This is a genomic window from Pseudomonas sp. MWU16-30323 (assembly GCF_020515595.1).
Classification (GTDB): domain Bacteria; phylum Pseudomonadota; class Gammaproteobacteria; order Pseudomonadales; family Pseudomonadaceae; genus Aquipseudomonas; species Aquipseudomonas yamanorum.
The window spans coordinates 221,688-243,603 of the sequence record NZ_JAIWYM010000005.1; the positions used below are offsets into that span (position 1 = coordinate 221,688).

Consider the following 21,916-nt stretch of genomic DNA (forward strand, 5'->3'; position numbering starts at 1 on the left):
CAAACAACAATCACAAGAGAGTCATCATGAACTTCAAACGCATGTTTCCTGTTGTCGCCTCCCTGGGCGTTGCCGTGTTGATGTCCCAAGCCGTAGAAGCCCGTGAACTGAAAGCCATTGGCATCAGCATGGGTTCCCTGGGCAACCCGTATTTCGTGACCCTGGCCGACGGTGCCACGGCCCGGGCCAAGGAGCTGAATCCAGCGGTCAAGGTCACCTCGGTGTCGGCTGACTATGACCTGAGCAAGCAGTTCTCGCAGATCGACAACTTCATCTCGTCCAAGGTCGACCTGATTTTGCTCAACGCCGTGGACCCGTCGGCCATGGCCTCGGCCATCAAGAAAGCCCGCGACGCCGGGATCGTGGTGGTGGCGGTGGACGTGGACGCCAAGGGCGTGAATGCCACGGTGCAGACCGACAACGTCGAAGCCGGCAAGCTCGCCTGCCAGTTCATCGTCGACAAGCTGTCGGGCAAGGGCAACGTGATTATCCAGAATGGCCCGCAAGTCACCGCCGTGACCGATCGTGTCAAAGGCTGTAAAGCCGCGCTGGCCAGTGCGCCGGATATCAAGGTGCTGTCAGATGACCAGGACGGCAAAGGCTCCCGCGAGGGCGGCTTGAACGTGATGCAGGGCTACCTCACACGCTTCCAGAAAATTGACGGCCTGTTCGCGATCAACGACCCGCAAGCCATCGGCAGCGACCTGGCGGCCAAGCAACTGAAACGCAGCGGCATCATCATCACCTCCGTGGACGGCGCGCCGGACATCGAGAATGCCCTGAAGACCGACACCCTGATCCAGGCCTCTGCCAGCCAGGACCCATGGGCCATGGCCCAGACGGCGGTTAACGTCGGCAATGACATTCTCAATGACAAACAACCCGCCAAAGCGGTTACCCTGCTGGCGCCAAAATTGATCACCCGCGACAACGTCGGTTCCTACAGCGGTTGGTCCAGCAAACATTAAAAACGCGCAGGAGTGAACACCGTGGCAACCATGGAGGATGTGGCAAGAATTGCAGGGGTGTCGACGTCGACGGTTTCTCACGTCTTGAACGGCACCCGCAAGGTCAGCCCGGACACGGTGCAAGCGGTGCAGAGCGCGATCCGGCAGTTGGGCTACATCCCCAACACGCTGGCGCGCTCCCTGGCTCGATCCACCACCAATACCATTGGCGTGGCGATCTCGGCGCTGTCCAACCACTACTTCAGTGAAACGGTGCACGCGATTGAAACCGAGTGCGCCAAACACGGCTACATGATGCTGTTTGTCGATACCCACGACGATCCCGAGCAGGAGTTGCGGGTGGTCACGACGCTGCACCATCGACGGGTGGACGGCATTCTGCTGGCGCCGTCTACCGGTTCCCTGGCCCTGGAATACTTGCAGGCCAATGAAGTGCCGGCAGTGCTGGTGGACCGGATGATGAGCGATCGCTTTGATCAGGTCGGGGTGGAAAACACCTTGTCGACCCAGGCGTTGGTGGCGCACTTGATCGAGCATGGCCACCGGCGCATCGGCTTTATTTCCGGGCGTGTGGGGCTGGGTACTTCCGATGAGCGCGTGGCCGGCTACCAAGCCGCGTTGCAGGCCGCGGGGCTGCCCTTTGAGCCGCAGCTGCTGGTCAATGGAGGTTCCAGCAGCGAACCGGCGCGGCAAGCCACGGCCCAGTTATTGGCCCTGGAGACGCCGCCCACGGCAATCATGGCGGGTAATAACCTGATGACCCTGGGGGCGATGCACGCCTTGCGTGATGCCCATATCGACGTGCCCGGGCAAATGGCCCTGGTGGGTTTCGATGATTTTGAATGGGCGGACTTCTTCGTGCCGCGCCTGACCCTGATCGCGCAGCCTGTCCAGGAACTGGGCGCCCGTGCGGTCAACCTGCTGCTTGAGCGCATGGCGTCGCCCAAGCGTAAAACACACAGCGTGCGGCTCGCGCCCACCCTGAAGATTCGTAATTCATGCGGCTGCCCCTGATATGAACAACCCGGTTTCCCTTGGCATTGATCTCGGCACTTCGGAACTCAAGGCGATCCTGATGGACGAGCAAGGCCGCGTCCTCGCTCATGCGGGGGCACGGCTGACGGTCTCGCGCCCGCACCCAGGCTGGTCCGAGCAGGCGCCTGAGGATTGGTGGCAAGCCTGCCTGAAGGCCCTGGACCAACTGCGCATTGATCAGCCGGATGCCTATGACCGTGTCGGCTGCATCGGTTTGTCCGGACAGATGCACGGGGCGGTATTGCTGGGGCAAGACGACCGGGTGTTGTACCCGGCGATTCTCTGGGATGACTCCCGTGCCATGGCCCAGGCTGAAGCGTTGGGCAGTGAGTTTGCCGACGTCACCGGCAGCTTGCCGATGGCCGGTCTCACGGCGCCCAAGCTGCTGTGGTTGCAGGAACATGAGCCGGCGGTGTTCAGCGCCATTGATTGCGTGCTGTCGCCCAAGGACTATCTGCGCTTGCGCTTGAGTGGTGAGCGCGTGAGTGATGTGTCCGATGGTGCGGGGACGTTGTGGCTGGATGTGGCCAACCGTGAATGGTTTGAACCGATGCTGCAGGCCACGGGTTTGCGATTGGCGCAGATGCCACGGCTGGTGGAAGGCGGCGCGGCCAGTGCTTGTTTGAATGCGGCGGCGGCGGGGCGACTGGGCTTGGCTGAGGGGCTGGTGATTGCTGGCGGTGGCGGGGACAACCCGGTGGCGGCGGTGGGCATTGGGGCGGTGAATGCGGGTGACGCGTTTATCACGTTGGGGACGAGTGCGGCCATTGTTGCGATTACTGATCACTCGGCGGGGAATTCGGCGAGTGCGGTGCATAGTTTTTGTCATGCGTTGCCTGGGCGTTGGTACACCATGGGGGCGATGCTGGCCGGGGCCAGTTGCTTGCGTTGGGTGACGCGGTTGACGGGGTCGGTTGATGAGCAGGCGCTGCTGGATCGGGTGCAGGCCGAGGTGCCGATCGGGCAGGGCGTGCCGGTTTCCAATCCGCTGTTTTTGCCGTATTTGGCGGGGGAGCGTACGCCCCATAACGACCCGTTGTTGCGGGGTGGGTTTATGAACCTGGGGCATGACTGCACGCCGGCCATGTTGGGTTATGCGGTGATGGAAGGGGTTGGGTTCGGGCTGTTGGATGCGCTGAGTGCGGTGCATTCGGCCGGCGCCTCGGTCGGGGCTTGTGCGTTGGTGGGGGGTGGGGCGCGCAGTGAGTATTGGGCGCAGTTGCTGGCCAATATTCTTGGGCGGGAGATCTATACGTTGCAGGGCAGTGAGTTGGGGGCGTGTATTGGTGCGGCGAAGTTGGGGTTTGTGGCGAGTGGGCGGGGTATGGAGTTGTTGCAGGCGGGGATGCCGGTGAAGCAACGGTTTTTCCCGGACGGCGCTCAACAGGCTGTTTTGCAGGCGCGTTATTTGAAGTTTCGGGGGTTGTTGGGGGCGGCTAAGGCTTTGCACGATTAGCTAAGTTTTGGGTGTATATCCGTTATGTGGGTAACGGCTGCTATTGGTTCCGCCCTTACGGCGGCTCACTTTTGAAGAGCGCAAAAGTAAGCAAAACGCTCTTGCCCCACCACTCGGCACCTCGCCTAGGCTCGGTGTGCCCTTACTCCGGCTTTGGACCGTGGGCCGCCGCGATGGGCCATCCTTGGCCCAGCGCGGCTAACCCGGCGTCCTGCCGGGTTACCCACGCTCCAAAGCCTGCGTTCGGCCAGCGTGGTTTAACGGGGCGCCTAAGATCAAGATCAAAAGCAAGAGCACAGCGGCCTACCGGCCGGCTTGAGTGTTAAAGAGCAAAATCAAAAGCTGAAGCGGACACGGTCCAAATGTGGGAGCTGGCGTGTCGGGTCGCCGCATCGCTGCGATCTATGTAGCAGCCTGGGTCAATAACCAGTTGCGGAACACCTGTACTTTTGCCAGCCCGCTAGACTCTGGCCGGAACACAATATCGTAGGCCAGGGCCACGGCGCTTTTGACCTCGCCAAACGGGCGGATCAGACGCCCGGATGCCAGGTCGTCGCGCACCATGACGCTGCGGCCCAGCGCGATGCCTTGTCCTTCGATCGCGGCGTGACTGCCGGGCGTAACTGATCGAAAACTCAGCGTGTGGCGAGGGAGCTTGCTCCCGCTGGGCTGCGCAGCGGCCCCAAAAATCGTGGGAGCGCTTCGCACTCCAGCGGGAGCAAGCTCCCTCGCCACAAAAAGCCCTCCAGCCCAGGTTTAGACGTTGGCAGCCAGTTCGCGCAGCACCTTGAGCAACGTGGTCTCACCCTTGACCACGTCCGCCTGCTCAAAGCAGATCCAACCTTCGTTAAACCCATCAATCATGCGCATGCGCGGCATTGGATTCTGTGCGCCTTGCTCACGAAACATCGGCTCCCACGCATCGCGAGGCACCACCTGTGCAGTCACACCGCGACCAAGCACTTCGGTCAAGGTGCGGGCGATGTCGTTCGGGCTGACCCTCTGACCTTCCAGCTCAACCACACGGCGGCCAGTCCAGTGTTGCAGCAGCAGTTGCGCGGCGAGGCGGCCGACGTCGGCGGTGGCGATCATCGGTACGGCTTTGTCCAGCGGTTGCAGGAAGCTGTGGATCACCCCGTGTTGACGGGCCGTGGCGATGTCATAGGCGGCGTTTTCCATAAACCAGCCCGGGCGCAGGAAGGTCACCGGCACGTTCAGCGCGCTTAACGCCTGTTCCATCAGCGTGCGTTGGGTCAGCAGGTTAAGGTGTTCGGCCTGGGCGCCTATGGTCGACAGGCACACCACTTTTAGCGGTGCCGCCGCCTCGATGGCTTGGGCAACGGCGTCAATCACCTTGCGCGCCTCGGGGAAGTCGGGCTCCGGGTCGAAATCCGAAGGCGGCAGGATGAACACGCCGGTAGCGCCCTTGAACGCTTCGGTGAGGGCGGTGGCATCGTCCATATTGGCGATGGCGACCTCGCAACCGAGGGCGGCCCATTCGGCGCCTTTGCGGGCATCGCGAATGACTGCGCGTACGGGTTGATGATCGTTGAGGAGAAAGCGCGCCAGGGCGCCGCCGACTTTGCCTGTGATTCCGGTGATGACATACATGGTGTTTACGCCTGTTGTTCCAATGGGTGGATCAAGCATAAACACCGCACTGTATGGACAGAATAGCGATCCCGTCACTGCATCAGTGACTCAAAATCACGAATCCCCCAATGGCGGCAACCGGCGTTTGACCGGGGTTTTCTTGACGATGGCGGTGTTGGTTTCCGCATACGCATTGAGTCGGTCAAGCAGGGTGTCCAGTTGGTCCATGGTGCGCACGTGCAGACGTGCGATGAAGCAATCATCACCGGTCACCTTGTCGCATTCGGTGAACTCCGGGATTGCCTGGATCTGGCGCTCCACTTCCTGCAGTTTTCCGGGCAGCGGGCGAATGCGCACGATGGCTTGCAGTAGATAGCCAAAATGCTTGGGGTCGATGTCCACGGTGTAGTTCTTCAGGACGCCGCGCTCTTCCAGGCGCCGCAGCCGCTCGCCGACGCTGGGGGAGGAGAGACCGGTGATGCCCGCCAATGCCTTGAGGGACAGACGCGAATCATCCATCAGCGCGGCGATCAGTTGCTGGTCAATGCTGTCAATCATGGTCGCTCCGAAAGCGATTGCTCAGGTTTGCCTAATAAGAATAGGCGAAATGCAAAGTTCGCCTTATTTAGAATCTGGAGTCGCTATCGGCCAGATTGCCATAATTGAGCCTCACTTGAGGAGCTCAATCATGGACAAATCCATACGTCGCGGTTCATGGGAAATGGTCGCCGCCATGCTCATCTCCGGCACCATCGGCTGGTTCGTGCTGGTGTCGGGCGTGCCGGTGGTCGAAGTGGTGTTCTGGCGCTGTGTGATCGGCGCGCTGACGTTGCTGGTGGTGTGCGGGTTGCTGGGTTATCTGCGCCTGGACTTGCTGAGCTACACCAAGCTCGGGCTGGCGATGCTCAGCGGCGTGGCGATTGTGGGCAATTGGTTGCTGCTGTTCGAGTCTTACGCCCGTTCTTCAATCTCTATCAGCACGGCGGTGTATAACGTCCAGCCGTTCATGCTGGTGCTGCTGGCGGCGGTGTTCCTGGGCGAGAAAATCACCGTGCAGAAGCTCGCCTGGTTGAGCGTGGCTTTCGTCGGGATGCTGGCGATTGTCACCGCCCATGGCAGTCAGCAAAACACTGGGGATGACTACCTGGCGGGTGTGGCATTGGCCCTGGGCGCGGCGTTTCTGTATGCGATTGCGGCGCTGATCATCAAGCGCCTGAAGGAAGTGCCGCCCCATTTAATGGCGTTGATCCAGGTGAGCACGGGCGCCTTGCTGCTGGCACCGCTGATGCAGTGGCACAGCCTGTCTGCCTCGATGGATGCTTGGGCGGCACTGTTGACGCTGGGCGTGGTGCATACCGGCTTGATGTACGTATTGCTGTATGGCGCGATCCAGAAGTTACCGACGGCAATCACCGGCGCGCTGTCGTTTATCTACCCGATCGCGGCAATCTTCGTCGACTGGATTGCCTTTGGGCATCGCCTGGGCTGGCTGCAATGGCTGGGCGTGGCGGCGATTCTGCTGGCGGCGGCAGGGTTGCAGCGGGGTTGGTGGTGGCGTTCGAAAACAGTGGTGAGCGTCACGCCGTAGCATGACGCTCACCCGCGACTCAGTGTGCGCCGCGCGGGATGGTCTTGAGCAGGTCGTCCGGGCTGATATAACCCACCACGCTGCCCGGCTGCGGCAGGCCGAGGATGTGGCCCTTGATCTTGCCGATCACGTGCATCTCGCACGGCTTGCAGTCGAACTTCAGCGTCAGCACTTCATCGCCGTGAATCAGCTGCATTGGCGCGACTTTGGTCTTCACCCCCGTCACACCCTTGGCCTGTTTAGGGCAGAGGTTGAACGAGAAGCGCAGGCAGTGCTTGGTGATCATCACCGGCACTTCGCCGGTTTCTTCGTGGGCTTCGTACGCCGCGTCGATCAACTGCACGCCATGGCGGTGATAGAAGTCGCGGGCCTTCTGGTTGTAGACGTTGGCCAGGAACGACAGGTGCGATTCCGGGTACACCGGCGGCGGCGTGGTTTCCGCCTTGCGGCCGCCCCGTGGGTGAGCCTGGATACGCGCCTCGGTCAGCGCCTCGATCACTTCACGGCGCAAGGCCTTGAGCTGCGAGTTCGGGATGAAGAACGCCTGTGGTGCATCCAGTTCGATCGCGGTGGCGTGGTACTGGGTGGTGCCCAGTTGGCCCAGCAGGTCGCGCAGGGTTTCCAGGGCCTGTTCCGGCTTGTTGGCCACGCCAAACGGGCCGGGCAGGGCGACGCTGGCGCTGATGCCTTCTTCGCTGGTGACGGTCAGTTCCAGGCGGTCTTCCTGCAGGCGAGCCGCCCAGGACACACCGATACGGCGCTCGGCGGAAGTCTTCAGCAAAGCCTGCTGCCAGTTATGGTCCAGGTTGCGGTTCAACGGATGATTCGGCCGCAGTTGATGCAGGCCAGCCGGCATCTCATTGGGCTCGACGCGGTAGCGGTAGCGCTTCTCGCCGTCTTCTTCGAACTCACCTTTTGGCTCGGCGATGTTGGCGCGGAAACCCACCACTTCGCGCTTGATCAGCACATTGAGGCCGTCGCCGTTGGACAGCGGCTCATGGGTGACCACTTGCAAGTCACGCTTGCCGGCTTTTTCCACCACACCCACCGGCAGGCCGGTAAAGGTTGGGGTGTCGAAGGCGCCGATGTCGACCTTGCGGTCGGTGACGAAGTAGTCGGTGCTGCCACGGTGGAACGTCTTTTCCGGGTCCGGCAGGAAGAAATGCGCAGTGCGACCGCTGGAAGCGCGGGCCAGGTCCGGGCGGTCTTCGAGAATTTCGTCCAGGCGCTGACGGTAATAGGCGGTGATGTTCTTCACATAGCCCATGTCCTTGTAGCGGCCTTCGATCTTGAACGAACGCACGCCGGCATCCACCAGGGCGCGCAGGTTGGCGCTCTGGTTGTTGTCTTTCATCGACAACAGGTGCTTTTCAAAGGCGACCACACGGCCCTGGTCATCTTTCAGGGTGTAGGGCAGGCGGCAGGCCTGGGAGCAATCGCCGCGGTTGGCGCTGCGGCCATTCTGGGCGTGGGAGATGTTGCACTGGCCGGAGAAGGCCACGCACAAGGCGCCGTGGATGAAAAACTCGATGGCGGCATCGGTTTCATCGGCAATCGCCCGGATCTCTTGCAGGTTCAGCTCACGGGCCAACACCAGTTGCGAGAACCCGGCCTGATCGAGGAACTTGGCCCGGCCCAGGGTGCGGATGTCGGTCTGGGTGCTGGCGTGCAGTTCGATGGGCGGGATATCCAGCTCCATCACCCCCAGGTCCTGGACAATCAGCGCGTCGACGCCGGCATCGTAAAGCTCGTGGATCAGCTTGCGCGCCGGCTCCAGCTCGTTGTCGTGCAGGATCGTGTTGATGGTGGTGAACACCCGCGCATGGTAGCGCCGGGCGAACTCCACCAACTGCGCGATATCGCTCACGTCGTTGCAGGCGTTATGGCGCGCGCCGAAACTCGGGCCGCCGATGTACACGGCGTCGGCGCCATGCAGGATGGCCTCGCGGGCGATGGCAACATCGCGGGCAGGGCTGAGCAATTCCAGGTGATGCTTGGGCAAGGACATAGTTTTTTTAGTCAGGCTTGTCACGGAGGCGGGCATTGTAGCTGTGAAATGCCTGATCGACATCTATCAAGCCCTATGTGTGCTCCCAAGTTGGAATGCACTCAACTGTGGGAGCCGGGCTTGCCCGCGATGCAGACGCCGCGGTGTATCAGTGACACCGAGGCGATCCCATCGCCGCCTCGCTGGGGCTCGACAGCTCCCACATTTGATCATCGTTGGTTGATATAGAGCGTTTGGCTCAGCCCTTGGCAGCCATCGCCGTGACTTCCACTCGCATACCTTCGACGGCCAGGGCGGCAACACCAACCGCCGCACGCACCGGCCAAGGCTTGGCGAAGTAGCGCTTGTAGACTTCGTTGAACGCGGCGCGGTCGGCCATGTCGGTCAGATAAATGGTCAGGTGCATGACCCGGTCGATCGAGCTGCCGGCACGTTCCAGGGCCACCTTGAGGGCTTGCAGGGTGCATTCGCTTTGCAGGGTGATGTCGCCCAGTTCCAGGCTGCCGTCAACGCGGGTGGGAATCTGGGTGGAGACGAGGATGCCGTTGAAGCCGATGACGTCGGAGGAGATGGAATCCGGGTCGAGGTCGGGGGTGAAGGCGAGGTCGTGGTTGGCCATGGGATTCCCTTGGGTGACGTCAAAAAGAAGGCCGTTATGGTCCCCGAAAAAAAGGCCCGGGGCAAATCCAGGCCTTTTCTGCGAAACAGCAAAGTAAAACGGAAGTCCACGATCAACCGTGTTTGTTTAACTAGGCTTGTTGTTTTCGCGGAGAGTTTAATTGCCAATAGTTGCGCGCGCAGGTGCACGACTGGTTAAACTCGATTAATTAAAATTCACTGTGCATACGCGCACACTGCTGTAATTTCAACCCTGTCTTAGCCGCTCTGCTTCGACAACATCCTTTGGTTTGCCGCCGCAGTCTCTGCGGCGGATTTTTTATGGGTGCTGATGTATATATATTTAACTGATTTATAAAGTGGCACTTTGATAGTTGGCTGAACCGAACTATCAATACACCGAGACGAGCTCGTGCCTGCCCCATTTCGCATAACTGCTGTGCAAGATGAGGGGTTAATCCACCACCGCTGAATGCCTATAGTCCTCTCACCGCCGCAGCGCCCCACGGAGCGTTGCGAAATCCAGCCGTAGATTGAGGTGATCATAATGAACAGCGAATTCAAGCCTGATGTGACCGATACCCAACCCCTGCACCTGCTCGACGCCGAGTACTTCGAATACAGCAAGGCCGCCAACCCCATCAGCGCCAACCTGATCACTCGCATTCCCTACCACAGCTTCCCGGCCTCGCTGTATGACAGCGGCCCGTCCCGGGTGGTCCCGCTGGACCTCAGCGAGGCACTGGACTGCGAAGGCCCGGCGACCGGCCCGGGGTTGTGTGCGAACTTCATTCGTTTGAACGCCGGCGACACGCTGAGCCTGCAGCCCAATGCCACTTCACAGGTGTTTTATGTCATCGCCGGGCAGGGCAGTGTGGTTCAGGGCGAGCATCACATCGAATGGTCCAAAGGCTGCTTCATCGCGCTGCCAGGCCTGCAGCAGGCGCAGTTCAGCGCATCTGAGGATACGCGCCTGTACTACGTGCACGATGAGCCGCTGTTGCGTTACCTGGGCGTGACCCGCAGTGCCGATCGCTTCGTGCCGACGCTGTATCCCGCAGCACTGGCCAACGCAAAACTGCGCGAAGCCGCCGATGATCCCCGCGCCCAGGACCGTAGCCGTATCAGTATCCTGCTGGGTAATCGCAACTTCCCGCAGACCCGTACCGTGACCCATGTGCTGTGGGCGATGTATGGCATCCTGCCCGCCGGGTCGATTCAAAAGCCTCACCGGCACCAGTCGATTGCGCTGGATTTCATCATCGATTGCCCAAAGGGTTGCTACTCGCTGGTGGGCACCGAACTGGACGCCGATGGCCAAATCCGCAACCCGGTGCGGGTCGACTGGTCGCCGGGCCTGGCGTTCGTCACACCTCCTGGCTACTGGCATGCCCACTTCAACGAATCCGACACGGAAGCTTTCCTGATTCCGATCCAGGACGCCGGGCTGCAAACCTATCTGCGGTCGCTGGATATCCGCTTCAGTTGAGCCGTTTCCAGTGCGGTGTTTCGCCCAACTGCTCGACGATAAAGTCGATGAAGCACCGCACTTTGGAAGACACGATGCGCTTGGGTGGATAGACGAACCACACCGCCGGTTCGCGGCCGGCGATCCGGACAGTCCACTCTGGCAGCCACACCACCAGCTCCCCGGCCTCAATGCCCTTGGCCACCAGCCAATCGGGCAGCAACGCAAACCCCAGGCCTTGTTGCGCGGCGATCAGCTGTGCGTCGAGGTCGTTGATCCGGATAACGTCTTTGTGCACCAGCGGCGACACCTCATGCCCGTTGGCAAACGCGATATCCGCCGCGATATCCCGCCCCAGAATCACCGGCAGCGCCGCCAGTTCCGAAGGCGCGGACGGCGCCGGATACTCCCGGCGAAACGCCGGGCTGGCCACCAGCCGGTAGCGCTCATCGCAGATCTTGCGTGCCTTCAACGTGGAATCCGCCAGGGTGCCAATGCGGATCGCCAAGTCGGCGCCGGCATGAATCAGGTTGACGTGGCTGTCGTCCAGCACCAGTTCCAGCTTGATCTGCGGGTAGCGGGCCAGGAAGGCATTCAAGGTGGGAAGGACATGGTGACGGGCAAAAGCGGGCGGCAGGTTGAGCTTGAGTAAGCCCCGTGGCTGTTCGTTCAGCGCGGAGGTGGCGGCCTTGGCTTGCTCCAGTTCGTCCAGCACCCGGCGTGCGTGCATCAGGAATGTCTGGCCACCTTCAGTCAGGTGCAGCGTACGGGTGGAACGGTTGAACAAGGCGATGCCGAGGTCCTGTTCAAGGTCCTTCACATAGCGTGAAACCGTGGAGGCCTTGATGCCAAGCCGGTCGGCGGCGCGGGAGAAGTTATTGCCCTCGGCGGCTTCGACAAAGGCGGTTAACGCAGCGAAGTAATCCAAGGGCGGCCTCGATCTTGACGGTGGGTTGCCTGGCGCTACAGCGGCGTCAGCACATTCATCACGGTGTCCAGCGCGACCCGGGTATCGTCCAGTTGCACCAGGGAAGCATGCCGCGCGCCGAGGGCGTCACGGTTCTTGATCGCGGTGAGGATCGCCTTGTGCCGGGGCAGGCTGAGGCCCTGGATGTCGGGGCGGCGGTTGGTGATGTTGATGGACTCGCGAAGTGGCAGCGACAGCATGTTGCACATGTAGGCCAGCAAGTCGTTGCGGGTGGCATCGGCAATTGCGCGGTGGAAGTCCAGGTCGGCCTGTAACAGCGCGTCGTGGGTATTGGCGGTTTCCATGCCGAGGTAGGCTTTTTCGATGATGGCGATGTCGGCGTCGGTGGCGGTGGTCGCAGCCATGGCGGCGATTTCCGGCTCGAGGATCCGGCGTACACCGGCCAGGGTATTGAAAAACTCGCTGTGGGGCGTCGACTGCATCAGCCAGGACAGCACGTCCGGGTCCAGCAAGTGCCACTGCACCCGAGGGCGCACCACGGCGCCGACCTTGGGCTTGGACATCACCAGGCCCTTGGCGCTCAGCACCCGAGTCGCCTCACGCAATACCGAGCGGCTGACCTTGTACTCCTCGCACAAGGTGGCCTCCATGGGCAATCGTTCTTCCGGCTTGAAGCGTCCGGAAACGATGTGCATGCCCAAGTCCTGAACGATTTGGGCGTGCATGCTCTTGCGCGGCTTGGTCGGCTGCTGATCCATAACAGGGAGGCTACTCTGGCGAAATACGCGGCATCATAGCACTGCTCCCGTCCCAATTAGTGGGAATGACGCGGCACTTCCGCACCACGGCAACCCACCAGGAAGTCGAAGTCGCAGCCCTGGTCGGCCTGCAGTACATGGTCGATGTACAACTGCCGGTAGCCCCCGACAATCAGCTGCTGCGGCGGTGCGAGGTCGGCCATGCGCGCCGCCAGTTCGGCGTCCGGGATGTCCAGGTGCAGGCGGCCGTTGGCGCAATCGAGTTCGATCCAATCGCCTTCCTTCACCGTCGCCAATGGACCGCCGGCCGCCGCTTCCGGCGCCACGTGCAGCACCACGGTGCCGTAGGCCGTGCCGCTCATGCGTGCATCAGAAATCCGCACCATGTCGGTCACGCCCTGGGCCAGCAGTTTCGCCGGCAAGCCCATGTTGCCGACTTCCGCCATGCCCGGGTAACCCTTGGGCCCGCAGTTTTTCATCACCAGGATCGAGTTGGCATCCACGTCCAGCTCCGGGTCGTTGATCCGCTCCTTGTACATGTCGAAGTTCTCGAATACGACTGCACGCCCGCGATGCTGCATCAGTTCGGGGCTGGCAGCCGAAGGCTTGAGTACTGCACCGAGTGGCGCGAGGTTGCCCCGCAGCACACAAATGCCGCCGTCGGCGCGGATCGGGTTGTCGAGGGTGCGGATCACTTCGTCCTGGCCGTAGATCGGCGCTTCCCGGGTGTTTTCCCCAAGGGACTTGCCGTTGACGGTCAAGGCGTTCGGGTGCGGGATCAGATTGGCTTCACCGAGGCGGCGCAGCACGGCTGGCAGGCCGCCGGCGTAGTAGAACTCTTCCATCAGGAAGCGCCCGGATGGCTGCAGGTCGACAATGGTCGGCATGCCGCGACCCATGCGGGTCCAGTCGTCCAGGTCGAGCTCGACGCCGATACGCCCGGCGATGGCTTTCAAGTGAATCACCGCGTTGGTGGAGCCGCCGATGGCCGCGTTCACACGGATCGCGTTTTCGAACGCCTCCTTGGTCAGGATCTTCGACAGTTTCAAGTCTTCACGCACCATCTCCACCGCACGCATGCCGGACATGTGCGCCAGCACATAACGCCGCGCGTCCACCGCCGGAATCGCCGCGTTGTGGGGCAGGGAAGTGCCGAGGGCTTCGGCCATGCAGGCCATGGTCGAGGCGGTGCCCATGGTGTTGCAGGTGCCTGCCGAGCGGGACATGCCGCCTTCGGCCGCGAGGAAATCATCGAGGGTGATGGTGCCCGCCTTGACCTGTTCGCTGAGCTGCCACACCACGGTGCCCGAGCCGATGTCCTGGCCCTTGTGCTTGCCGTTGAGCATCGGCCCGCCGGTGACAACGATTGCCGGCACGTCGCAACTGGCGGCACCCATCAATAGCGCCGGGGTGGTTTTGTCACAGCCGGTCAGCAGCACCACGCCGTCGATGGGGTTGCCGCGTATGGCTTCCTCCACGTCCATGCTGGCCAGGTTGCGGGTGAGCATCGCGGTGGGGCGCAGGTTCGATTCGCCGTTGGAAAACACCGGGAACTCCACGGGAAAGCCACCGGCTTCGATCACGCCGCGTTTCACATGCTCGGCAATCTGGCGGAAGTGCGCGTTGCAGGGCGTCAGTTCCGACCAGGTGTTGCAGATCCCGATGATCGGCTTGCCATGGAACTGATGATCGGCAATTCCCTGGTTTTTCATCCAGCTGCGGTACATGAAGCCGTTTTTATCGGCGGTACCAAACCAGCTGGCGGAGCGCAGGACGGGCTTTTTCTCGGACATGGCTGACTCTCTTATTGTAAGACTATATCGATCTAATCCTGGCTTAACATAGGCGCAAATTCGAAGCTTTGGAAGTATTGTTGATTAAATAGTATTACTATATAGTCCGATTCAACGAGGCCTGGCCCTGGCGGTTTTTCGCGAGAGGCGACCCGCAACGCTCTATAAAAATAACAATCGGAGACTGCTCACATGAGCCAGGAACAGCGGCTGATACGTCGCATCACGCTGAAACTGATTCCCTTCCTGATCTTGCTGTACCTGATTGCCTACGTGGATCGCTCGGCCGTGGGCTTCGCCAAATTGCACATGGGCGCGGATGTCGGCATCGGCGATGCGGCGTATGGCTTGGGGGCAGGGCTGTTCTTTATTGGTTACTTCCTGTTGGAAATCCCCAGCAACCTGATGCTCGACCGTTTCGGTGCCCGGCGCTGGTTTGCGCGGATCATGGTCACCTGGGGCGCCATCACCATCGGCATGGCGTTCGTCCAGGGTCCCCACAGTTTCTATGTGATGCGCTTTCTGCTGGGCGCCGCCGAAGCCGGGTTCTTCCCGGGTGTCCTCTACTACATCACCCAATGGTTCCCGGTGCGCCACCGCGGCAAGATCCTCGGGTTGTTCATCCTGTCCCAGCCCATCGCCATGATGATCACCGGCCCCGTGGCGGGCGGCTTGCTCGGCATGGACGGGATCCTCGGCCTGCACGGCTGGCAGTGGTTGTTCATCGTCATCGGCACCCCGGCGATCCTGCTGACCTGGCCGGTGCTGCGTTACCTGCCGGACGGCCCGCAACAGGTCAAATGGATGGACCAGGCCGAGAAGGACTGGCTCACCGGCGAGCTGGCCAAAGACCTGCAAGCCTACGGCCAGACCCGGCACGGCAACCCGCTGCATGCCCTGAAGGACAAACGCGTGTTGCTGCTGGCGCTGTTCTACCTGCCGGTGACCTTGAGCATTTATGGCCTGGGCCTGTGGCTGCCGACCTTGATCAAGCAGTTCGGCGGCAGCGACCTGACCACCGGGTTCGTGTCGGCGGTGCCCTACATCTTCGGGATCATCGGTCTGCTGATCGTCCCGCGCAGTTCCGATCGCCTGAATGATCGCTACGGCCACCTCGCGGTGCTCTACGTGTTGGGCGCCATCGGCCTGTTCCTCAGCGCCTGGCTGACAGCGCCGCTGTGGCAACTGGCAGCGCTGTGCCTGGTGGCGTTCGCGCTGTTCTCTTGCACGGCGGTGTTCTGGACCTTGCCGGGACGTTTCTTTGCCGGCGCGAGTGCAGCGGCGGGCATCGCCTTGATCAACTCGGTGGGCAACCTCGGCGGCTACATCGGGCCGTTCGTGATCGGCGCCCTCAAGGAGTACACCGGCAACCTTGCGTCGGGCCTGTACTTCCTGGCGTGCGTGATGCTGTTCGGGGTGGTGCTGACGGCTGTGGTCTATCGGCTGCTGGAGCGCAAGCACGTACTGCCGCCGGACTCGTTCGCCGCCAGCGCCCGTGGCGCCACCCGTACTTAATTGGCAATCAGGAGAACACTCATGGGGTTAGTGCAGTTTGAATTGAACAACGGCGAACGCCGGGTGGGCGTGGTCGAGGGCGATCAGGTACGCGAAGTGCGCGCCGCACGCACGGTACGCGACCTGGCACTCGCCGCCATCGAGGCCGGCGTGACCTTGCAACAGCACATAGACCACCTCGGCCTGGGCGAGCGCCACGCCTACGCCGAACTGCTGGCCGGGCACAGGATCCTGCCACCGCTGGATCACCCGGACCCGGCGCACACGCTGGTCAGCGGTACCGGCTTGACCCACTTGGGCAGTGCGTCGGCGCGGGACAAGATGCACCAGAACGCCAGTGACGAAAGCGCGATGACCGACAGCATGCGCATCTTCAAATGGGGCGTGGAGGGCGGCAAGCCCGCTTCTGGCCAGACCGGTGTACAACCGGAGTGGTTCTACAAAGGCGACGGCAGCATCGTGGTGCGCCCGGGCCAGCCATTTCCGTGGCCGGCGTTTGCCGAAGACGCCGGTGAAGAGCCGGAAATTGCCGGGCTGTACGTAATTGGTCACGACAGCAAGCCGTATCGCCTGGGCTACGCGGTGGGCAACGAGTTTTCCGACCACGTGATGGAACGCAAGAATTACCTGTATCTGGCCCACTCCAAATTGCGCAGTTGCAGCTATGGTCCCGAATTGCGCCTGGGTGAACTGCCCCAGCACCTGGCGGGCACCAGCCGTATCCTGCGCAACGGCGAGGTGCTGTGGCAGCACGAATTCCTCAGTGGCGAAGCCAACATGTGCCACAGCCTCGAGAACCTTGAATACCACCATTTCAAATACACCCAGTTCCTGCGCCCAGGGGATGTGCATATCCACTTTTTCGGCACCGCAACCTTATCGTTTGCCGACGGCATTCGTACCCAGCCAGGCGATGTGTTTGAAATCAGCCAGGCCGAATTCGGCGCGCCCTTGATCAACGGCATTGCCGTGGCCAATGGCGGCGTGGCACCTGGCGGCATAGGCACCCTTTGAAGGAGACAGGCATGACCCGGATTTACGGCCACAACTACATCGGCGGCCAGCGTAGCGCTGCCGGCAGCGTCACACTGCACAGCGTCGACGCCACTACCGGCGAAGCGTTGCCTTATGATTTCTACCAGGCGACGGCGCAGGAAGTCGACGCCGCAGCCAACGCCGCAGCGGCGGCTTACCCGGCCTATCGCAGCCTGAGCGCGCAACATCGTGCGTCGTTCCTGGAGGCGATAGCCGATGAGCTGGACGTCCTTGGCGATGACTTTATCGCCCTGGTCTGCCGCGAAACGGCATTGCCCGCCGGACGTATCCAGGGCGAACGCGGCCGCACCAGCGGCCAGATGCGGCTGTTCGCCAAGGTGCTGCGGCGCGGTGATTTCTACGGGGCGCGGATCGATCTGGCGCTGCCGGATCGTCAGCCCTTGCCACGCCCGGACTTGCGCCAATACCGCATCGGTCTCGGGCCGGTCGCGGTGTTCGGCGCAAGCAATTTTCCCTTGGCTTTTTCCACTGCCGGTGGTGACACCGCCGCCGCGCTGGCGGCCGGCTGCCCGGTGGTGTTCAAGGCCCACAGCGGCCACATGGCCACTGCCGAGCGTGTCGCCGATGCGATCCTGCGGGCGGCGCAGAGCACCGGGATGCCCGACGGCGTGTTCAACATGATCTTCGGCGGTGGGGTGGGTGAAGCACTGGTCAAGCACCCGGCGATCCGCGCCGTGGGGTTCACCGGCTCGCTCAAGGGGGGCCGGGCCCTGTGTGATATGGCGGCGGCACGCCCGCAGCCGATCCCGGTGTTCGCCGAGATGTCCAGCATCAACCCGGTGATCGTCTTGCCCCAGGCCCTGCAAACCCGGGCAGACACCATCGCCCGCGACCTGGTGGCGTCGGTGGTGCAAGGGTGTGGCCAGTTCTGCACGAACCCAGGCCTGGTGATCGGGATTGCATCGCCAGCGTTCACAGCCTTCACCCAACAGGTCGCCCAACTGATCGGCGACCAACCGGCGCAAACCATGCTCAATGCCGGCACCTTGAGCAGCTACGGCAAAGGCCTGCACACACTTCTCGCCCATCCAGGCATCGAGCACCTGGCGGGCCAGGCGCAGGCCGGCAATCAGGCGCAGCCACAGCTGTTCAAAGCGGATGCCAGCCTGCTGATCAACGGCGATGAAGTGCTGCAGGAAGAAGTGTTCGGCCCCACCACCGTGTTCGTGGAAGTCGCTGATCAGGCGCAATTGAGTGCCGCGTTGCACGGCCTGCACGGCCAACTGACGGCGACGATCATTGGCGAGCCGGCAGATTTCACCCAGTTTGGTGAGTTGACGCCGCTGCTGGAACAAAAGGTCGGCCGCATCCTGCTCAACGGTTACCCCACGGGCGTCGAGGTGTGTGACGCGATGGTCCACGGCGGGCCGTACCCTGCAACGTCCGATGCCCGTGGCACCTCGGTGGGCACCCTGGCAATCGAGCGTTTTCTGCGACCTGTGTGCTTTCAGAACTACCCTGATAGCCTGCTCCCCGACGCGCTGAAGAATGCCAACCCGTTGCGCATTCAGCGTCTGGTAGATGGGCAGCCGTCGCGGGACGCGCTGTAACCGGTACCACCTGAAAACAACAAGAAAGCAGGAGGTTTCATGTCGTGGAATGCCGTCACACCGCACCGCGCTCGGCTGGGCGAAGGCCCGTTCTGGGACGAGCAGGGCCAGGCGCTGTATTGGGTGGATATCATCGGCCAGCAGGCGTTACGCCTGAAAGACGGGCAACTGCACACCTGGCAACTGCCTGAGCCCGTCTCGGCCTTTATCCCGTGTGCCAGCGGCGATGCGCTGGTAACCCTGAGCAGTGGCGTGTATCGCCTCGACCTCGATTCGGCACCAAGGGATCCACGCCTGACCTTGCTCTGCGTCGCTGACCCGCAACCGGGCAACCGTGCCAACGAAGCCCGTTGCGATGCTCAGGGCCGGCTGTGGCTGGGCACCATGCAGAACAACATCGGCGAGCAGGGTGAAGACTTGCCGGTGCTGCGGCGTTCCGGCGGCCTGTTCCGGGTCGATGCCGACGGGCAGGTCACGCCGCTGCTGCAAGGCCTGGGGATTCCCAACACCTTGCTGTGGAACGACGCCGCCACCCATGTGCATTTCGGCGACAGCCTGGACGGCACGCTCTATCAATATCCGATTAATCAAGAGGGCCTGCTCGCACCCGCGCAGCTCTGGTTCGGGCCTCACTCCCGGGGTGGCCCGGACGGCTCGGCCATGGACGCCGAAGGCTATATCTGGAACGCCCGCTGGGACGGCAGTTGCCTGCTGCGCTTGACGCCGGGCGGTGAAGTCGACCGGGTGATCGAGCTGCCGGTCAGCCGTCCCACCAGTTGCGTGTTCGCAGGCCCGGACCTCAAGACCTTGTACATCACCAGTGCCGCCAGCCCGCTGGATCACCCGCTGGACGGTGCGGTGCTGGCGATGGAGGTCGATGTACCGGGGAAAATCTGTCACCGCTTTGCAGGATAACCAACAGGCTGTTTAACGCATTCAAATACAACAACAAGGAGTCACCCTATGAATCGTCGTCGTGGTATCCGTTCCCTGTGCTGCGCCGCTGTGGCGGTATCCGCCGTCAGCCTGAGCAGCCTGTTGCTGGCGGCCGAGCCGGTGAAGATCGGCTTTCTGGTCAAGCAGGCCGAAGAGCCCTGGTTCCAGACCGAATGGGCCTTCGCCGAAAAGGCCGGCAAGGACAAGGGCTTTGAAGTGATCAAGATCGCCGTGCCCGACGGCGAGAAAACCCTCTCGGCCATCGACAGCCTGGCGGCCAACGGCGCCAAGGGTTTTGTGATTTGCCCGCCGGACGTGTCCCTCGGCCCGGCCATCATGGCCAAGGCCAAAGCCAATGGCTTGAAAGTGATCGCCGTGGATGACCGGTTTGTGGACGCCAAGGGCAACTTCATGGAAGACGTGCCTTACCTGGGCATGGCCGCGTTTGAAGTGGGCGAGAAGCAGGGCAGTGCCATGGCCGCTGAAGCGAAAAAACGCGGCTGGGACTGGAAAGACACCTATGCCGTGATCAACACCTACAACGAACTCGACACCGGCAAAAAGCGCACCGACGGCTCGGTCAAATCCCTGAAGGCCGCGGGTATTCCGGACGACCACATCCTGTATGCCGCCCTCAAGACCCTCGACGTCCCCGGCAGCATGGACGCCACCAACTCGGCACTGGTGAAACTGCCCAGCGGTGCGAAAAACCTGATCATCGGCGGCATGAATGACAACACGGTGCTCGGCGGCGTGCGCGCCACCGAAAGCGCCGGCTTTGCCGCTGCCAATGTCATCGGCATCGGGATCAACGGCACCGACGCCATCGGCGAGTTGAAGAAAGCCAACAGCGGATTCTTCGGCTCCATGCTGCCCAGCCCGCACATCGAGGGCTACAACACCGCAAGCATGATGTTCGAGTGGGTCACCACCGGCAAGGAACCACCGAAGTACACCGCGATGGACGAGGTGACGCTGATCACCCGCGAGAACTTCAAGCAGGAGCTGGAAAAGATCGGTCTGTGGAACTGAAGACCGCTGACGTTCCCCGGCGGCCCTGCTGACAGGGTCGCCTGACCTGTGTGACGAGGTGGTTATGCACGCGCAACAGAAACAACCCGACAACACCGGCGCCAGCTTGTGTTTCAACGGTATCGGCAAGGCGTTTCCCGGGGTCAAGGCGCTGGATGGCATCAGCTTCAGCGCCCACCCGGGGCAAGTCCACGGCTTGATGGGCGAGAACGGCGCCGGTAAATCCACGCTGCTGAAAATCCTCGGTGGCGCCTATGTGCCGAGCACCGGCAGCGTCCAGATCGGCGCGCACACCATGGCCTTCAAGTGCGCGGCGGACAGCATCGCCAGCGGCGTCGCGGTGATCCACCAGGAGCTGCACCTGGTGCCGGAAATGAGCGTCGCCGAAAACCTGTTCCTCGGGCATCTGCCGGCCAACTTTGGCTTGATCAATCGCAGCGCGTTGCGCCAACAGGCATTGGCGTGCCTCAAGGGCCTGGCGGATGAAATCGATCCCCAGGAGAAAGTCGGCCGCCTGTCCCTGGGCCAGCGCCAGTTGGTGGAAATCGCCAAGGCGCTGTCCCGTGGCGCCCATGTGATTGCGTTCGACGAACCCACCAGCAGCCTGTCAGCGCGGGAGATCGACCGCCTGATGGCAATCATCGGTCGCCTGCGGGACGAGGGCAAAGTGGTGCTGTACGTGTCCCATCGCATGGAGGAGGTGTTCCGCATCTGCAACGCGGTGACGGTGTTCAAGGACGGCCGCTACGTGCGCACGTTCGAGGACATGAGCACGCTGACCCACGATCAACTGGTGACCTGCATGGTCGGTCGCGACATTCAGGACATCTACGACTACCGGCCCCGCGAGCGGGGTGCGGTGGCCCTCAAGGTCAATGGCTTGCAGGGCCCTGGCTTGCGTGAACCGGTGAGTTTCGAGGTGCACCAGGGCGAGATTCTCGGCCTGTTCGGGTTGGTGGGCGCCGGGCGTACCGAGTTGCTGCGGCTGCTGGGCGGTCTTGAGCGCAACAGCGCCGGCAGCCTTGAGTTGTGCGGCGATGCGCTGCGCCTGCGTTCACCCCGTGACGCCATCGACGCCGGTATTTTGCTGTGCCCCGAGGACCGCAAGAAGGAGGGCATCGTGCCGCTGTCCAGTGTCGCCGAGAACATCAATATCAGCGCGCGCAGTGCCCATTCGCGCTTTGGCTGGTTGTTGCGCGGTGGCTGGGAGAAAGACAACGCCGCCACGCAGATCAAGGCGCTGAAGGTCAAGACGCCCACGGCTGCACAGAAGATCATGTACCTGTCCGGCGGCAATCAGCAAAAGGCGATTCTCGGGCGGTGGCTGTCGATGCCGATGAAAGTCCTGCTGCTCGACGAGCCTACCCGTGGCATCGATATCGGCGCCAAGGCCGAGATTTACCAGATCATCCATGACCTGGCCGCTCGCGGCATTGCGGTGATTGTGGTGTCCAGCGACCTGATGGAGGTGATGGGCATTTCCGACCGCATCCTGGTGCTGTGTGAAGGCGCGATGTGCGGTGAGATGAGCCGCGAACACGCCAATGAATCCAACTTGCTGCAAATGGCCCTGCCGCGCCAACGCGCCGCTGGCCAGGGGAACTGACGAGGTGA

Annotated in this window: 19 protein-coding genes; 11 read left to right on the forward strand and 8 right to left on the reverse strand. The window is 62.1% G+C overall.

Annotated features, from left to right (window positions below; all coding sequences use genetic code 11):
• Positions 1–26 precede the first annotated feature (26 nt).
• The 3 genes from LIY45_RS08915 to xylB are packed head-to-tail and all read left to right on the forward strand — an operon-like array spanning position 27 to position 3,459.
• A complete protein-coding gene (locus LIY45_RS08915) occupies positions 27–968 on the forward strand; it encodes an ABC transporter substrate-binding protein (protein WP_226476036.1) in 942 nt (313 codons plus the stop codon).
• 21 nt (positions 969–989) lie between these two features.
• On the forward strand, positions 990–1,982 hold the full coding sequence (locus LIY45_RS08920) for a LacI family DNA-binding transcriptional regulator (RefSeq protein ID WP_226476037.1): 993 nt from the start codon (positions 990–992) through the stop codon (positions 1,980–1,982).
• A gap of 1 nt (position 1,983) precedes the next feature.
• On the forward strand, positions 1,984–3,459 hold the full coding sequence (gene xylB / locus LIY45_RS08925) for a xylulokinase (protein ID WP_226476038.1): 1,476 nt from the start codon (positions 1,984–1,986) through the stop codon (positions 3,457–3,459).
• Between the two features lie 402 nt (positions 3,460–3,861).
• On the opposite strand, the gene LIY45_RS08930 is transcribed toward xylB, so the two are convergent.
• From LIY45_RS08930 to LIY45_RS08940, 3 genes are all read right to left on the reverse strand, one after another.
• On the reverse strand, positions 3,862–4,194 hold the full coding sequence (locus LIY45_RS08930) for a LysR substrate-binding domain-containing protein (RefSeq protein ID WP_346269010.1): 333 nt from the start codon (positions 4,192–4,194) through the stop codon (positions 3,862–3,864).
• 21 nt (positions 4,195–4,215) lie between these two features.
• Positions 4,216–5,070: an NmrA family NAD(P)-binding protein gene (locus tag LIY45_RS08935; RefSeq protein WP_226476039.1), complete on the reverse strand. Its 855-nt coding sequence runs from the start codon at positions 5,068–5,070 to the stop codon at positions 4,216–4,218.
• 96 nt (positions 5,071–5,166) lie between these two features.
• Positions 5,167–5,610 (reverse strand): Lrp/AsnC family transcriptional regulator, encoded by a 444-nt coding sequence (locus LIY45_RS08940; RefSeq protein WP_008433323.1) that lies wholly within the window; start codon positions 5,608–5,610, stop codon positions 5,167–5,169.
• A gap of 130 nt (positions 5,611–5,740) precedes the next feature.
• On the opposite strand from LIY45_RS08940, the gene LIY45_RS08945 reads away from it, so the two are divergent.
• Positions 5,741–6,640, forward strand: coding sequence for a DMT family transporter (locus tag LIY45_RS08945; protein ID WP_226476040.1), 900 nt, complete (start codon positions 5,741–5,743; stop codon positions 6,638–6,640).
• Positions 6,641–6,659: 19 nt separating this feature from the next.
• On the opposite strand, the gene LIY45_RS08950 is transcribed toward LIY45_RS08945, so the two are convergent.
• Both LIY45_RS08950 and LIY45_RS08955 read right to left on the reverse strand, forming a co-directional pair.
• The gene (locus LIY45_RS08950) at positions 6,660–8,648 is read right to left on the reverse strand and encodes a U32 family peptidase (RefSeq protein ID WP_003217801.1); all 1,989 of its coding nucleotides are present in this window, start codon (positions 8,646–8,648) and stop codon (positions 6,660–6,662) included.
• Positions 8,649–8,886: 238 nt separating this feature from the next.
• Positions 8,887–9,267, reverse strand: a complete 381-nt coding sequence (locus LIY45_RS08955; protein WP_226476041.1) for a RidA family protein — start codon at positions 9,265–9,267, stop codon at positions 8,887–8,889.
• Positions 9,268–9,813: 546 nt separating this feature from the next.
• Between LIY45_RS08955 and LIY45_RS08960 the strand changes: the two genes are divergently transcribed.
• The gene (locus LIY45_RS08960; RefSeq protein WP_226476042.1) at positions 9,814–10,755 is read left to right on the forward strand and encodes a cupin; all 942 of its coding nucleotides are present in this window, start codon (positions 9,814–9,816) and stop codon (positions 10,753–10,755) included.
• On the opposite strand, the gene LIY45_RS08965 is transcribed toward LIY45_RS08960, so the two are convergent.
• Genes LIY45_RS08965 through LIY45_RS08975 form a run of 3 tightly spaced genes read right to left on the reverse strand, consistent with a single transcriptional unit; the run spans position 10,748 to position 14,213 of the window.
• Positions 10,748–11,662 (reverse strand): LysR family transcriptional regulator, encoded by a 915-nt coding sequence (locus tag LIY45_RS08965; RefSeq protein WP_226476043.1) that lies wholly within the window; start codon positions 11,660–11,662, stop codon positions 10,748–10,750. The genes LIY45_RS08960 and LIY45_RS08965 overlap by 8 nt on opposite strands.
• Before the next feature lie 35 nt (positions 11,663–11,697).
• Complete coding sequence (locus LIY45_RS08970) at positions 11,698–12,420, reverse strand: FadR/GntR family transcriptional regulator (RefSeq protein WP_017480273.1); 723 nt, start codon at positions 12,418–12,420, stop codon at positions 11,698–11,700.
• 56 nt (positions 12,421–12,476) lie between these two features.
• Entirely contained in the window at positions 12,477–14,213 is a 1,737-nt protein-coding gene (locus LIY45_RS08975) for an IlvD/Edd family dehydratase (protein WP_017480274.1), read from the reverse strand.
• Positions 14,214–14,405: 192 nt separating this feature from the next.
• Between LIY45_RS08975 and LIY45_RS08980 the strand changes: the two genes are divergently transcribed.
• From LIY45_RS08980 to araG, 6 genes are all read left to right on the forward strand, one after another.
• Positions 14,406–15,728 (forward strand): MFS transporter, encoded by a 1,323-nt coding sequence (locus tag LIY45_RS08980; RefSeq protein ID WP_226476044.1) that lies wholly within the window; start codon positions 14,406–14,408, stop codon positions 15,726–15,728.
• A 21-nt stretch (positions 15,729–15,749) separates the two neighbouring features.
• Positions 15,750–16,742 carry an AraD1 family protein gene (gene araD1 / locus LIY45_RS08985; protein ID WP_017480276.1) on the forward strand — a complete coding sequence of 331 codons (993 nt, stop codon included), beginning with the start codon at positions 15,750–15,752 and terminating at the stop codon, positions 16,740–16,742.
• 11 nt (positions 16,743–16,753) lie between these two features.
• Complete coding sequence (locus LIY45_RS08990) at positions 16,754–18,334, forward strand: aldehyde dehydrogenase (NADP(+)) (RefSeq protein WP_226476045.1); 1,581 nt, start codon at positions 16,754–16,756, stop codon at positions 18,332–18,334.
• A 39-nt stretch (positions 18,335–18,373) separates the two neighbouring features.
• Positions 18,374–19,249, forward strand: coding sequence for an SMP-30/gluconolactonase/LRE family protein (locus tag LIY45_RS08995; protein ID WP_226476046.1), 876 nt, complete (start codon positions 18,374–18,376; stop codon positions 19,247–19,249).
• Between the two features lie 48 nt (positions 19,250–19,297).
• Positions 19,298–20,302 carry a substrate-binding domain-containing protein gene (locus LIY45_RS09000; protein WP_017480279.1) on the forward strand — a complete coding sequence of 335 codons (1,005 nt, stop codon included), beginning with the start codon at positions 19,298–19,300 and terminating at the stop codon, positions 20,300–20,302.
• A 64-nt stretch (positions 20,303–20,366) separates the two neighbouring features.
• Positions 20,367–21,908, forward strand: coding sequence for an L-arabinose ABC transporter ATP-binding protein AraG (gene araG, locus LIY45_RS09005; RefSeq protein WP_226476047.1), 1,542 nt, complete (start codon positions 20,367–20,369; stop codon positions 21,906–21,908).
• Positions 21,909–21,916: the final 8 nt, after the last annotated feature.

Coding starts and splice junctions, on each gene's coding strand:
- LIY45_RS08915 (WP_226476036.1), top strand. CDS start 27: ATGAACTTCAAACGCATGTTTCCTGTTGTCGCCTCCCTGGGCGTTGCC.
- xylB (WP_226476038.1), top strand. CDS start 1,984: ATGAACAACCCGGTTTCCCTTGGCATTGATCTCGGCACTTCGGAACTC.
- LIY45_RS08935 (WP_226476039.1), bottom strand. CDS start 5,070: ATGTATGTCATCACCGGAATCACAGGCAAAGTCGGCGGCGCCCTGGCG.
- LIY45_RS08940 (WP_008433323.1), bottom strand. CDS start 5,610: ATGATTGACAGCATTGACCAGCAACTGATCGCCGCGCTGATGGATGAT.
- LIY45_RS08945 (WP_226476040.1), top strand. CDS start 5,741: ATGGACAAATCCATACGTCGCGGTTCATGGGAAATGGTCGCCGCCATG.
- LIY45_RS08950 (WP_003217801.1), bottom strand. CDS start 8,648: ATGTCCTTGCCCAAGCATCACCTGGAATTGCTCAGCCCTGCCCGCGAT.
- LIY45_RS08955 (WP_226476041.1), bottom strand. CDS start 9,267: ATGGCCAACCACGACCTCGCCTTCACCCCCGACCTCGACCCGGATTCC.
- LIY45_RS08960 (WP_226476042.1), top strand. CDS start 9,814: ATGAACAGCGAATTCAAGCCTGATGTGACCGATACCCAACCCCTGCAC.
- LIY45_RS08970 (WP_017480273.1), bottom strand. CDS start 12,420: ATGGATCAGCAGCCGACCAAGCCGCGCAAGAGCATGCACGCCCAAATC.
- LIY45_RS08975 (WP_017480274.1), bottom strand. CDS start 14,213: ATGTCCGAGAAAAAGCCCGTCCTGCGCTCCGCCAGCTGGTTTGGTACC.
- LIY45_RS08980 (WP_226476044.1), top strand. CDS start 14,406: ATGAGCCAGGAACAGCGGCTGATACGTCGCATCACGCTGAAACTGATT.
- araD1 (WP_017480276.1), top strand. CDS start 15,750: ATGGGGTTAGTGCAGTTTGAATTGAACAACGGCGAACGCCGGGTGGGC.
- LIY45_RS08990 (WP_226476045.1), top strand. CDS start 16,754: ATGACCCGGATTTACGGCCACAACTACATCGGCGGCCAGCGTAGCGCT.
- LIY45_RS08995 (WP_226476046.1), top strand. CDS start 18,374: ATGTCGTGGAATGCCGTCACACCGCACCGCGCTCGGCTGGGCGAAGGC.
- LIY45_RS09000 (WP_017480279.1), top strand. CDS start 19,298: ATGAATCGTCGTCGTGGTATCCGTTCCCTGTGCTGCGCCGCTGTGGCG.
- araG (WP_226476047.1), top strand. CDS start 20,367: ATGCACGCGCAACAGAAACAACCCGACAACACCGGCGCCAGCTTGTGT.